We start from the raw sequence: 12,977 nt of genomic DNA, 5'->3' as shown, positions 1-12,977 counted from the left end.
GCCCCGCCAGCACTATACGATGCTGCTACACTCAGCGGCGTTTTTTTCTGCATACTCCTGTTGAGCAGAGGCAATGCTTTCATTATAGCGACTGGCCCACTGCACCAATGCCACAAACGGATCTTTTAACGATAGACCCAGCTCAGTTATTGAATATTCTACTGCCACAGGAGAAGAGGCTATCACCCGGCGATTGACCAGCCCATTTTTCTCCAGTCTTCTGAGTGCTTCGGTCAGTGCTTTATGGGTAATTGGATCAAGTCGTTTTTTTAACTGATTGAAACGGGCTGGTTGTGGACACAGTACCGTCAGGATCAGAATTGACCACTTGTTGGCAATCTGATCGAGTACCACCCGCGTTGCATTAATTTCTGCCAGGGCTAATTCAACATTCTGAGTCATGGAAGTTTCCTGATGTATACCTGGTTTACTCCAGGTGCGTAATTGACACTAAATATACACCGTGTATCTTTGCTGAGTCAAAACTCAGGAGATAAACATGCTAAAACTGACAGGAAAAACGGCGGTAATCACCGGCGGCAACAGTGGAATAGGATTAGCCATTGCCCAAAGCTTTATTGGTCAGGGGGCCCGGGTTTTCATTGCTGGCCGACGTCAGGATAAACTCGATGAGGCGATAAAATTACTGGGCCCGGCAGCCGAAGGGGTTCAGTGTGATGTGACAAAAAGCGAAGATATTGTACGTTTATTTTCTGTGATATCAGAAAAAGTGGCACAGGTGGATATTCTGGTAGCTGCTTCCGGAATAGGTGAACCAGCTCCTCTGAATTTATTGTCTGAAGAGCATTTTGACCGGTTATTTGCGACTAATGTTCGTGGACTGGTGATCACGGTCAGAGAAGGTGTAAAGCTAATGGCTCAGGGCGGTAGCATCATCTTACTGGGATCGATTGCCGGTAAAGCTAATCCGGCGGGTTATGGCACTTATTCGGCAACGAAAGCGGCTGTTCGCAGCTACGGCCTTGCCTGGAGCAAAGAGCTCACAGGGCTGGGAATACGGGTAAATATTTTAAGTCCGGGTCCGACAGATACCCCTATCTTTGACGGCGTCAGTGATGAAGTCCGGCAAGGGTTTATCGAAAAAATACCGATGAAACGTATCGGTAAGCCGGAAGAAATTGCATCAGCAGCCCTGTTTTTCGCCTCAGAGGACAGCAGTTTTATTACCGGAACAGAGTTGTTTGTGGACGGTGGAATGACCGCCTGAATAAACAACACCCGCCCGGGGAGTAAAGTATTTCCACGGGCAGGTTATCTGTTATTCTCAGCCAGACCGGAACCCGGCGCAGCGGTATGGATAATTCAGGGGGCAGCAATAATAATAGCGACTCTGCGGTTCTGAGCACGGCCCTGGCTGGTACTATTACTTGCCACTGGGTATTTCATTCCCAGGCCACGGGTCTGTATGTTTTCACGTGGTACCGGCCCGCCAGCAGACCACTGGTCAGCGACGACATTGGCGCGTTTCAGTGATAATTGCTGATTATAGGAGACTTCACCATAATTATCGGTATAGCCATCTATTCTCAGGTGACGAATCCCCAGCGAGGAGAGTTTTGCGGCAATACGGCTAATGCTCGCTTTACTTTGTCCGGTCAGCGATGATTCATTAATCCCAAACAAGATACGGTCAGATAAACCTAAAGACCATCCATCATTTTGCTGAGTAAAACCCTCTTCCTGCATTCCTTTTATCTGGGCTGAGCTAAATACACCGCGGGTCTGACAACCTGCGGTACAGAGCAATAAAACACAAACCAGGCCGGTTACTACTTTCATCTCTGATCTCCATGAGTTTTTTTTATTTTGTACATATTGGCATCTGCCCGTTCAGTAATATCTTTGGCAGTATCAAAAGTACGCGACCATGCATAACCAATGGTCACTGAGGTGGCTATAATAATCCCGTTATCCAAAATAATTGGTATGGCGATTGCCGAAGAAATATGAGCGATAAGCTGTTGTACCTGATAATCATCAGCCAGGCGGGTCATCAGCATCGCAAATTCATCGCCGCCGATTCTGGCGACCATATCGTTGTCGGATTCGAACTGGCTTAGGCGCTGACTGATAGTTTTCAGTACCTCATCACCGGCACTGTGACCCCAGTTATCGTTGATACTTTTGAACCGGTCACTGTCGATAAATAGTAGTACAAACGGTTTATCAGCGGCAGAATCGAGCAATTTTTGCAAATGTAACACAAAGGCTGAGCGGTTAAAAATTCCGGTCAGTGGATCTTTCAATGCTTTTGCTGCCAGTAATTGATTTTCACTTAACAAAGATGCCTGTAACGAATGTATTTCGCTTAATAGCTTATTAATATCACCGGATAAAACATTAAACTCTTTAATTTCTATAGGAGGGATTCGCTGCGAAAAATCACGATGTTCGATGATATTATGGATCAGCTGAGTAATATTACGCAGTGAGTCAACGATACTCCTGTGTAACAGTTCACTGACAATCACTGAAGCTGATATAACAATAACAATTCCAACCAGCAAAATAATTACCGAATATTTAACAAAGTCAGCAACACCACTGATACTGCCGGTGATCGTTAAATGGCCAATAACTTTATCTGAGTGAACAATATTAATTTCCAGCGGGGAAGAAAATACCCAACAACGAAGGGTGTGGCGAAACCAGCTTTCATTATTATCATCATTATCATTATTCCAGCGAGCAATCAGAGTATTGTGCTCTGTCTTTAGCACTGCCGAGCTGAACATCCCCCTGGCTCCGGACTGGGCTATTTTATTTGCGGCATCATGGGCATCTTCAAACACGACACTGGCGGTCAGGCTGCTACTAAGAATCGTCGATATCAGTTCGAGATTCCGGAGTTCGTATCGTTTAATAAACAACAGCGAAGTCGAAAAAAGAAACATCCAGCACAGTAGTAAAATCAGCGTTGCATTGATAGCACTAACTTTCCTTAACCTGTAGATCAGTGATGTTTTATCTTTCCTGCTGTTGCTGTAATCCATGATATCAGTATCCTTTCCGTGAAAGTAACAAGACATCAGGGCTGACTTTAACCCCACTTCTGGAAAGAGAATCCAGATTGACAGAGAACGCAGGCGGAGACTGTTTCACCAGTAAACAGAATACTGCACCCAGAGTGCAGCCCGGATTATTTTCGGCAATCGATAATGTTGGACGACCTCTGGTCTTTTCCAGAATATCTGACTGTTGCTGTGGGGTCTCACTGCCAAAATAGATGGCATCACATTGTGCAGAAGGCAGGCTGGCTTTATCATTAATATAGGTAATATCAAAGGCTTTAGCCGGCTGAGACCTTATGTAATCATTACTGTATGAAAGATGCCTGGCTGTGGTGAAAATACAAAGCCTTGGCAAACCACTTTTACCTGGCCAGTGAGTGAAACTGATTATTCCACTGACAATCCGGTTAGCGACAGAATCAGTTTTATCGGCTGATAAGGCAGCGAAACTGCTCGTTGGCAGAAAAAGAAACAGCCAAACCAGCGGTACAAATACGCGAAGTTCTGGTTTTATTTTGTAGAGCAGTTTGAAATAACAGCTCAGAAAACCGATAGCTGATTTCATGACAATACAATATTTTCCGCAGTAACGAACGGATGCTGCAACAAATGGCTGATGCCAGTGAATATCATAATAGGGTCCGCATTATCGTTATTAATGTATTATCTGTGATCGCAGACAAGCATCGCAGGGATAATTATTAAAGATTACCCTCAGGAGAAAATTAAATAGTGCCACTACCCCGTGGGATAAATAAGATAATCAGGTAGCTAACGGATTTATTCTCCGTGAACTGTTTATGCCTGTCAATTCACATTTAACAGGCATAACCAATTAAACCCGATAAACTGATTGATAATTCCTTGATATTTCTACCCGACCGCCAGGAGATTTCTGGTATGCATTGCCGGGAAACCTATCCATTTTTAATGGCTGGCTCGTAACCTTACATGTTGCTAACAGTAGAGGTTCTACGGTACAGCGATAACTTAGTTCAGATTGTTTAACATCGACCGAAAATCATAAATAACCTTAATATTTGACGGGGTTAACCCACCAAAACCGTGAGCAGATTAACATAATTATTAAGAGGTGATTATTTTATTGGTTTAAAAATTATTTATTTTCAATGAGATGATTTTGGTAGTGCTAATCATAGTGTATTCGGTGTGTAAAATTACACATAGATCACAATTATGCATATCATGAAATGCTTTAATTCCGCTAACTAAATGGAGGGGGAATTATGAAGCATATGATGATTTGTTGTGGTGCCGGCGTGGCGACCAGTACAGTTGCACTTAACAAACTGCAGGACTACCTGAAGAAAGAGAATTTACTGGATAAAGTTCGTATCTCACAGGGAACGGTTTCCGAAGCGAAAACCCGCGATGATATTGATTTCATCGTCTCTACTTCCCCGATAAGCCTGTCTATTCCGGTGGTTAATGCACTGCCATTACTGACAGGTATGGGAACCGAAAAAGTCTTTAGCAGCGTAAAAGAATTAATTCTCGCCGGGAGTTAAGCCATGTTTATTATTGACTACATTGTGGGTCTGGGGGCATCCGTAATGATGCCTCTGATCTTTATGATCCTCGGGCTGATTCTGCGCTTGCCATTAGCTAAGGCTATTCGTGCGGGACTGATGGTAGGGATAGGTTTCATCGGTTTAAGTATCACCGTTAACCTGATGATCGAATCGCTGACCCCGGTGAGTAATGCACTGGTCGAACGCTTTGGTTTGCATCTTTCAGTACTGGATGTTGGCTGGCCGGCTGCAGCTGCTGTGGCCATGGGAACCCGTGTCGGGGCGCTGGTGATTCCGGTATGTGTCGCGATTAATGTCTTTATGCTCTATACCAAAACCACCCGCGTACTTAACGTCGATATCTGGAATTTGTGGCACCATGCATTTACAGGCTCACTGGTAGCTATTATTACAGACAGTTTGTGGATGGGGATTTTTGCGGCAGTCATTAACTGTATGGTAACGATGGTGATTGCGGACCGCACCACTAAGGATGTGGAAAAATATCTCAATCTGCCTTCGATATCTGTACCACATGGTTTTTCTGCTTCATTTGTGCCGGCAGCCTGGCTGGTGAATGCTATTGTCGATCGTATTCCCGGAGTACGGGATATCAAAATTGATACCGAAGTCATCCAGAAAAGACTGTCTATTCTGGGAGATCCGGCGTCTTTAGGGGCAATTATTGGCGGGTTACTGGGAATTATTGCCGGTATTGAGGTTAAGGCGATTCTGCAGACAGCAATTACTATGGCAGCAGTCATGACCATTATACCCCGCATGGCAAAAATGCTGATGGAGGGTGTGTATCCTATCAGTGAACGGATCCAGGAGATTGCTCAGTCCCGTGCCGGTGCCTTTGGTAATATTGCTATCGGTCTTGATTCAGCGGTTAGTGTGGGTCATCCGGTGACATTATCTGTGTCGATGCTGATGATTCCGGTGATGCTGGTGCTGGCTGCGGTGATTCCCGGAAATGAGTTCCTGCCATTTGCGTCGTTAACCGGACTGCCATTTGCTTTTGTTCTGGTAACGGCAGTATGCCGTGGCGATATGTTCCGTACTCTGCTGACAGGCATTTTGACATTAAGCCTGGCATTGTTGATTGGCACCAGTCTGGCCCCGATAGTGACCAGTACCGCTGTTAGTACCGGTTTTTCACTCCCTCAGGGAACAACCAGTATCAGTAGTCTGGATTATGCGGGTTCGATGTTGCCATGGGCCATTATCCAGGGATTCAATTTTAAAGCTATTGGGATCGCAGTTATATCGGTGCTAACAATACTGTTGTTGCTGTGGAACCGCAGAAAACTGGCTGTGGAAAGTCGTCAATTATCAGAAGCCACAGAGGAGAGCCAGCCATGATGTTCAGTGCACAACGTGTTTTCAAATTTACTACCCCGGTCAGCCGGACCGAACTACTTACAACCCTGGCTGCCAGTCTGCAACACGACGGGCTGGTGCATCCCGGGTTTGCTAACGGAGTTCTGGAGCGGGAAAAAATCTACCCTACCGGCATTTTTATGGAAACCCACAGTGTGGCTATTCCGCATACTGAGTTTGAACATGTGATACAAACCGGATTTGCGGTGGCGATTAACCAGGCTGGCGTGGAATTTCACCGGACAGATGAACCGGAACAGGTGGTGGTGCCACAGATAATCGTCATGATGGCGATTGATCAGACCTGTGAAAAAGTGTCCATTATCCAGTCCCTGTTTGCCTTGCTTGCCGACAGCCAGCGTGTTGAAGAAATCAGCCATCTAAGCACAGAGGAAATAGCAAAAGTCTTCACCCATGCGGTCATCACGCAGTAAGATACAATGCAGCGTGATGTGAGCGGGTCGGAGAAGGGCAAGATGCTACGAATCAGTGATGTCATTGATATGGCGAAAGTCAGTCGTAAAACTATCTATAATGCGATCAACAGTGGCCGGCTGAAATATCAGCTGGTCAGTGTCGATAACCGCCAGGTTCGCATGTTTCTGGAAGCGGATGTGTTCGAGGCTTTTCCAAAAACCAGCCATCCGTTATCACGGGAAAGTGAAGTTGAAGCTTTGCGAAAGGAAGTTGCCTCGCTCAAATTTGCCCTGGCAGAACTACAAAAAGCGGTAAGTGCGATGGACCCGGAGGTGCGGTTTGAAATGACCTCTGCAAATACTCTGCAGGATAAAGGAAAATCAGAATCTGATCCTGTGAACACTTTGAAAAGTAGATAACAGGCAGGTTAATTATTTCACTCGCTCAGAATTAACCGCTGAAAAGTTATGGGAGAGCCGTTATTTAGCCGGCGGTTATATATAATTCCGGTCATCAGGTCTGCCAGATTCTTTTTTCTTCTGGCATCAGCCGAGACCGGATACGGTATATATAATGTTCTGAACATTATATGTTGAGTCTTAACAGGATAAGGTAATAACCCGTACCCATGGAAGACTTGCTGATATTATGACTGAGGCTGGCCTACAGGACCCTGACCCACAGGACCACCCGGAACGGATTGCCCGCCGGCAGCTTGCGGTCTTCCTTGATCTATGGCATCGCTTTTATGCTGACATCCGGCTAGCACAGCCATTGTCGTGAGAATTAACAATCCTTTAATTGTGCGATTAATCATAACCAATCTCCTCATCTGATATAGAATTTAAAGGTGACCTGTAAAGAATAGATAATAATTCACTATGCCGGGAAACATTGAGAGTATTCTTATAAAATCATTATCGATTAAATCCTGATGAATTAAATTTAGGAAGGTGGGCAGGATGAATTATATCGGTGTCTGCATTATTAAAAAAGACACTAATATATGATAAATGAGAATTATAATATGTTGTGATTCATTTTATTGTTGTCCAATACTCTGAAGTTAACAGGGTGATTACTCATCCTCATTATTCTGCCGGATTGACCTCAGTCGTTCATAATGCTCATTTTCTGCTGTGATGATTTCATCAAGCAGTGACTCCATATCCACCTTATGTTGCTGTTCGGCATATTTTCCGGTTAACGGGGTTTCCGGAGTTAGTTTGCCCTGTGCATAAAGCGACCAGATTTCTTTGGCATACTGAGTGTCTGCCAGTGCCGGAGCAAACTGGCTGTAGTACGCGGTTATATTGCCGATATCACGTTCAAACATCGAGACTGCATGATGGTTGGCGGCGGCATCTACGGCCTGCGGCAGATCAATAATGACCGGGCCTTCCGCGCTCTGTAGCACATTAAACTCTGACAAATCACCATGGACTACGCCGGCACACAGCATGCGGACAATCTGACGGATCATCACCCTGAAATCCGCCTCTGCCTGCTGCTCATCCAGCATAATATCACTCAGTCGCGGGGCAACGGCGCCACCGGCATCGGTGACCAGTTCCATTAACAGTACCCCATCGATGCAGACATAAGGGCGGGGGACCCGAACTCCGGCATTATCCAGCCGAAACAGCGCATCGACTTCTGCTGTCTGCCAGGATTCTTCCTGCTGCTTTTTGCCGAATTTCGATCCTTTCTGCATCGCCCGGCTGTGGCGGGAATTGCGGACTTTACGTCCTTCCTGGTATTGCACGGCTTGTTTAAAACTACGCTGGGTCACTTCTTTATAAACTTTGGCACAACGAATCTCATCGCCACAGACGACAGTGAAAACATCGGCTTCTTTGCCGCTTTTCAACCGCCGCAGCACTTGATCGATTAAACCATCATCGATAAGAGGCTGGAGTCTGTGAGGAATTTTCATGCGGCGTTCTACCTTAGTTCGGCCGCTATTCTTATCAATAACAAATTATCGATGCTGTAGAAACAGGCAGCCAGGAAATGAATTCGCCAATTATACCGAAAAAAATAGTTTTGGGGAGTACTGCGCAGAGATGAATATTACTGTGTTTATTTTATTAAAAAACAATATATTAATTAATTTTCCCATGCGTTAACGATGTTGTCAGCAACCAGGCGATTCGGCCATTGCTGGCCGTTAGATGGCAGATAACCGGGCACGAGCCAGCGTTCCGGTAACACCAACGGCCCGCGGTTCCTGTTATTCGTTCCTGTCTAAAACAATTATTGTCTCATACCGATGGCCAGCCGGTTAAATGCGCTCATAAGGGCTACTGCAAAAGTAAGATCAGAGATCTCGTTATCCGTGAAATGTGATTTCAGGAGGTCATAATCACTGTCAGGAGCATGAGTCCCGGCGACATTGGCCAGAGATTCTGACCATTGCAGTGCTGCACGCTCGCGCGGAGTAAAGTGAGTACTGACATGCCAGCCAGCTACTGCATCCAGTCTGGACTGTTTTTCACCGCCATCACGTAGCGATTTTGAGTGCATTTCCAGGCAAAATGAGCAGCCATTGATCTGCGATACACGCAGATAGACAAGTTCAATCAGTTGGCTACCTAACGAGCTTTTCTCCAGGGATTTTTTAACCGACAGCAGCCCCTGATAGGCTTCGGGCGATAAAGATGAATAAGCAAGGCGAAGTGGTTTCATGATAAATCCTGTAGTTAAGGGACCCGTTATGGGCGGCTTGCAGGCCGTAGATTGCAGCATAGTGTTTAGCCGACCAGCCACTTTCCCTGAAATGCTCAGAACAGGACTTTGGTGATGTTAACGAGTGAGTGAAACTTTTAACTGAGCTGCGCTATTCACTCCGCAGATCTGCGAAGTGAGCAGTTATCGCGACGTGAGTGACTGCTTACCGACGGTTTACGGCTATTTTCGCGGGACAACGCCAGAACATTACCTGTTGTTAAGCAGGTGATCCCGGGGACGGGATTCACCTCTTGTTAATCCTGCCGACAGCGAACCGAAACTACCGTAGAAAACCTGTGTTTAAACAGTAAACGGCATATGCTACCTTCTCAGCCCTGGAGGTTGCCCCGGATCTCAACTGGAGAGGGGGAGTACGCAGCAAAGTCACACCATCAGGCAGTCTGAGTGAGTGCCACAGATGCGCGCTATGTTGAGGTTTATGAGTTGTGTTTCTTTTTACCGCCATCGGCAGGTAATGTTTCATTATTAAAGGCGGTAATCTGATTAACCTGGAAAATATCTTTCAGGGATGTCAGTTCAGCTTCGTGCAGGGCCGCCAGCTTTTCGAGCCTTCGTTGTCCTTCTGCCAGCAGGTGTACCTCAACACAACGCCGGTCATGTTCGTTCTTTCTTCTCTCCACCAGACCCAGGGATTCACAACGGGTTAGCAGTGCAACAGTACCGTGATGTTGCATCTGCAGACGCTCCGCCAGTTCTCCTACTGTTGCCCAGTGACGACCCGGAAATCCTTCAACATGCAGTAACAAAAGATACTGCAAAGGAGTTAACCCTTCAGTTCGGGCAATGGTTTCACTAAAGTGCAAAAAACGTCTGAGTTGATAGCGGAACTCAGACAACGCCTCATACTGGCTTTTTTTCATGTCAAAAACTCACTTGATAAAAAACATGATTAAAGTTGAAGTAAACATGATTTATATCATAACATGATATAAATCATGTTTAACTTTCCTATACTGATAATGAAATCGTTGCCCCGGATAAATATTCAAAACCTGTACAGTTTCAGGCCCATATTGTTACTCAGGGATGACCCTGGCTTTTTTTTATCAGCCATTGGTGCTGCTTTGGGGCTGATGCTGACGGCATGGATATCACACTCCCTGCTGGCCCAGGACATTCCGTGGTTGATTGCTCCAATGGGGGCGTCAGCGGTCTTACTGTTTGCCGCACCATCCAGCCCGCTGGCTCAGCCCGGTGTCGTCATTGGTGGTAATTTGCTGGCTTCACTCAGCGGGGTGACCTGCGCACTATGGATACAGGATACCGCACTGGCTGTTGGTTGCGCGGTAGCATTAGCAATTGTGGCAATGTTTTTCTTACGCTGCCTTCATCCGCCCAGTGGAGCTGTCGCGGCGACCGCAGTACTCGGTGGCCCGACGATCACTCATCTTGGGTATTATTTTGTTCTTATGCCAGTGATGCTTGAATCATTGCTGCTTGTTGCTTCGGCTCTGATACTGAATAACCTGTTCAGGCGACGTTATCCTAATCTCCGGCCATCACATCACCGGCCAACACAGCAGCCCGTATTATCTGGCGGACCGGGCATAAACGCGGCTGATTTACATGCTGAACTGATCGAACGTGGACATCTGGTGGATATCGATGAAAACGAGTTGATCGATATCCTTATACAGGCAGAGAAACGAGCTGAATTCAGAATGGCAGGCCAAACCATCATGTCGGAAGGTTCGACGAAGGCCTCTGTTCTCTCCCCACATTCTCCGCGAAATACGAGCCTGAAATGATGACCTCAAAATACGCTTCGGTACAAATAAATGACGCAATTCCGGTGGCTCCGTCACTGGAAGCCGCACTGCCAGCAAGACAATCTTCGTTTCCCGATCGCAGAGTGTTACTGATATCTGCTCTGTCTCTTCCTTTAGGAATTGCTGCTGCGCTGATCGCTTATGGTCTACTGGCATTGATTGGTCTGATTACCAATTTTACTTTTTATGCGCGACTTTCTACTGAGTTCAGCAGTCCGGCAATGAATCACCTCGGTCTGTGGGTTATCGTGGTGCCAGTGGTCGGCGGTTTTATTGTCGGTGCCATGGCAAAGTGGGGCTCTAAAGCGATACGCGGCCACGGTATACCTGAAGCAATGGAGCAGGTACTGCGTAATCAGAGCCGTATTCCACCACGCATGATTTGGCTAAAGCCGGTCTCCTCAGCCATTGTGATTGGTACCGGAGGACCGTTTGGTGCTGAAGGGCCAATTATTGCGACCGGAGGTGCACTGGGGTCATTGTTTGGTCAGATAATCAGAGTGACCGCGGATGAGCGCAAAGCTTTGTTGGCGGCGGGCGCGGCTGCAGGAATGGCCGCTGTTTTCGCGGCACCGCTTTCCGCCATTCTACTGGCTGTTGAGCTGCTATTATTTGAACGCCGGGCCCGCACTCTGATCCCTGTGATTATCGCTGTAATTTCGTCAACCAGTCTGCGTTATGTGCTGGAAGGTGACCATGCAGTATTTGCTATGTCTAATATTCAACAACCCGGGGTTGAGGCGTTAATTTTCTATACCCTGCTGGGAGCAGTATTGGGTGTGGTGGCTGTTGGAGTAACAAAGTTCACCTATGCCGTTGAAGATGCCTTTGAGAAATTGCCGTTACACTGGATGTACTGGCCAGCGATTGGCGGGCTGGTGATTGGCGTAGTGGGTTTTATCGAGCCACAAACCCTGGGGGTGGGTTACGACAATATTTCCGCAATTTTGAACGGCCACATGGCGGTGAATGCGATGCTGGTACTGTGTTTTTTTAAATTCTTCTCCTGGTCAGTTGCCTTAGGCAGCGGGACTTCCGGCGGAACACTGGCTCCGTTGTTTATGGTGGGTGGTGCATTGGGGGGGATTGCCGGTACAGCGATCAGTGCCACATTTCCACAACTGGGGATTGATCCGCGAATTGCTGCGTTGGTCGGGATGGCGGCATTATTTGCAGGGGCTTCCCGGGCATTTATGGCATCAGTAGTTTTTGCATTTGAAACCACAGGGCAATCACATGGAATACTGCCATTGTTGGCGGGATGTACTGCAGCTTATCTGGTTTCAGGGCTGATGATGCAGCAAACCATTATGACCGAAAAAATTCATCGTCGGGGTGTCAGGGTACCCTCTGATTATAGCAGCGACTATCTTGCGACCATCAGCGCCGGCGAGATATGTAGCAGGAATGTGGTGTTTATCGACGCTGGCTGCACCCTGGAGAATATTCGTCAGTGGCTTGAGCAACACAGCGAAGATGCTCAGCATCAGGGGTATCCTGTTAAAAATAACGGGCAGGTTATCGGGATGATCACTCGTAAGGATATCTCGAATACTCATCTGCCACTGGATATGACTGTGGGGGATTGTATTTCCCGCCCGTTACTGACGATAAGCGAAACCCATTCCGCGCGGGAAGCGGCAGACTATATGGTTGAGTCAGATATTGGACGGTTGCTGGTGATAAGTGACGATCCCTGTCCGCAGGTAACAGGCATCCTCACCCGTGGTGATCTGTTAGCTGCACACTCGACGCGCCTCAGAGACCAAAAGCAACGGTAGGCAGGGACCTGTAATTTATTCTGATTCTGACAGGGGATAAAAATCCCGGCTGTGGTTCCGTTATAGTCTACGCTGGGAATCGAGAATGGCTATCCGGTCCAGGCCGTTAAACAGCTCCGATTCAGCCCTGCCATGTTGATTATTTCATTCAGCCGGACGACCTTCGCGTCTGCTATCCATACATCGTGATTGTTAACCCGGCAGGCTCCGGAGCCATCACAGATCATATACAGACCCGTGGGTCGTACTGCCGGCGGCTGTTCGCCTGTTTCATTTTTCTGTTGATTGCAGGGCAGGGTTCATTTCAGCAGC

General features: G+C 47.0%; 14 protein-coding genes. 7 read left to right on the top strand and 7 right to left on the bottom strand.

Annotation, left to right across the window (positions count from 1 at the left end):
• Window positions 1–12: 12 nt before the first annotated feature.
• Window positions 13–402, bottom strand: coding sequence for a winged helix-turn-helix transcriptional regulator (locus tag A7K98_RS15380; protein ID WP_087489353.1), 390 nt, complete (start codon window positions 400–402; stop codon window positions 13–15).
• A gap of 97 nt (window positions 403–499) precedes the next feature.
• On the opposite strand from A7K98_RS15380, the gene A7K98_RS15375 reads away from it, so the two are divergent.
• Window positions 500–1,228 carry an SDR family NAD(P)-dependent oxidoreductase gene (locus A7K98_RS15375; protein WP_087489352.1) on the top strand — a complete coding sequence of 243 codons (729 nt, stop codon included), beginning with the start codon at window positions 500–502 and terminating at the stop codon, window positions 1,226–1,228.
• A 95-nt stretch (window positions 1,229–1,323) separates the two neighbouring features.
• Here A7K98_RS15375 and A7K98_RS15370 read toward each other — a convergent pair whose 3' ends face one another.
• The 3 genes from A7K98_RS15370 to A7K98_RS15360 are packed head-to-tail and all read right to left on the bottom strand — an operon-like array spanning window position 1,324 to window position 3,597.
• Window positions 1,324–1,800 carry an OmpA family protein gene (locus A7K98_RS15370; protein ID WP_087489351.1) on the bottom strand — a complete coding sequence of 159 codons (477 nt, stop codon included), beginning with the start codon at window positions 1,798–1,800 and terminating at the stop codon, window positions 1,324–1,326.
• Window positions 1,797–3,014, bottom strand: a complete 1,218-nt coding sequence (locus A7K98_RS15365) for a diguanylate cyclase domain-containing protein (RefSeq protein ID WP_087489350.1) — start codon at window positions 3,012–3,014, stop codon at window positions 1,797–1,799. Before A7K98_RS15365 ends, A7K98_RS15370 begins: the two co-directional genes overlap by 4 nt.
• Window positions 3,015–3,018: 4 nt before the next feature.
• Window positions 3,019–3,597, bottom strand: coding sequence for a YfiR family protein (locus A7K98_RS15360; protein ID WP_087489349.1), 579 nt, complete (start codon window positions 3,595–3,597; stop codon window positions 3,019–3,021).
• A gap of 682 nt (window positions 3,598–4,279) precedes the next feature.
• On the opposite strand from A7K98_RS15360, the gene A7K98_RS15355 reads away from it, so the two are divergent.
• Genes A7K98_RS15355 through A7K98_RS21505 form a run of 4 tightly spaced genes read left to right on the top strand, consistent with a single transcriptional unit; the run spans window position 4,280 to window position 6,783 of the window.
• Window positions 4,280–4,561: a PTS sugar transporter subunit IIB gene (locus A7K98_RS15355; protein ID WP_087489348.1), complete on the top strand. Its 282-nt coding sequence runs from the start codon at window positions 4,280–4,282 to the stop codon at window positions 4,559–4,561.
• A 3-nt stretch (window positions 4,562–4,564) separates the two neighbouring features.
• Entirely contained in the window at window positions 4,565–5,929 is a 1,365-nt protein-coding gene (locus tag A7K98_RS15350; protein WP_087489347.1) for a PTS galactitol transporter subunit IIC, read from the top strand.
• Window positions 5,926–6,381 (top strand): PTS sugar transporter subunit IIA, encoded by a 456-nt coding sequence (locus tag A7K98_RS15345; protein WP_087489346.1) that lies wholly within the window; start codon window positions 5,926–5,928, stop codon window positions 6,379–6,381. Before A7K98_RS15350 ends, A7K98_RS15345 begins: the two co-directional genes overlap by 4 nt.
• 42 nt (window positions 6,382–6,423) lie before the next feature.
• Window positions 6,424–6,783: a MerR family transcriptional regulator gene (locus A7K98_RS21505; RefSeq protein ID WP_087489345.1), complete on the top strand. Its 360-nt coding sequence runs from the start codon at window positions 6,424–6,426 to the stop codon at window positions 6,781–6,783.
• 659 nt (window positions 6,784–7,442) lie between these two features.
• Here the strand turns inward: A7K98_RS21505 and A7K98_RS15335 are convergent.
• The 3 genes from A7K98_RS15335 to A7K98_RS15325 form a co-directional block, all read right to left on the bottom strand.
• A complete protein-coding gene (locus A7K98_RS15335) occupies window positions 7,443–8,300 on the bottom strand; it encodes a PA4780 family RIO1-like protein kinase (RefSeq protein ID WP_087489344.1) in 858 nt (285 codons plus the stop codon).
• 320 nt (window positions 8,301–8,620) lie between these two features.
• Complete coding sequence (locus A7K98_RS15330) at window positions 8,621–9,052, bottom strand: carboxymuconolactone decarboxylase family protein (RefSeq protein WP_087489343.1); 432 nt, start codon at window positions 9,050–9,052, stop codon at window positions 8,621–8,623.
• Window positions 9,053–9,531: 479 nt separating this feature from the next.
• On the bottom strand, window positions 9,532–9,975 hold the full coding sequence (locus tag A7K98_RS15325) for a MarR family winged helix-turn-helix transcriptional regulator (RefSeq protein WP_087489342.1): 444 nt from the start codon (window positions 9,973–9,975) through the stop codon (window positions 9,532–9,534).
• Window positions 9,976–10,050: 75 nt separating this feature from the next.
• On the opposite strand from A7K98_RS15325, the gene A7K98_RS15320 reads away from it, so the two are divergent.
• Entirely contained in the window at window positions 10,051–10,863 is an 813-nt protein-coding gene (locus tag A7K98_RS15320) for an HPP family protein (protein ID WP_087489341.1), read from the top strand.
• Window positions 10,860–12,665, top strand: coding sequence for a chloride channel protein (locus A7K98_RS15315; RefSeq protein WP_198361110.1), 1,806 nt, complete (start codon window positions 10,860–10,862; stop codon window positions 12,663–12,665). The genes A7K98_RS15320 and A7K98_RS15315 overlap by 4 nt, the downstream gene beginning before the upstream one ends.
• Window positions 12,666–12,977: the final 312 nt, after the last annotated feature.

The sequence above is a fragment of the Tatumella citrea genome, from assembly GCF_002163585.1.
GTDB classification, from domain to species: Bacteria; Pseudomonadota; Gammaproteobacteria; order Enterobacterales; family Enterobacteriaceae; genus Tatumella; species Tatumella citrea.
Note: the sequence above shows the minus strand (reverse complement) of the source record. Positions and strands in the feature narration are given on the sequence as shown.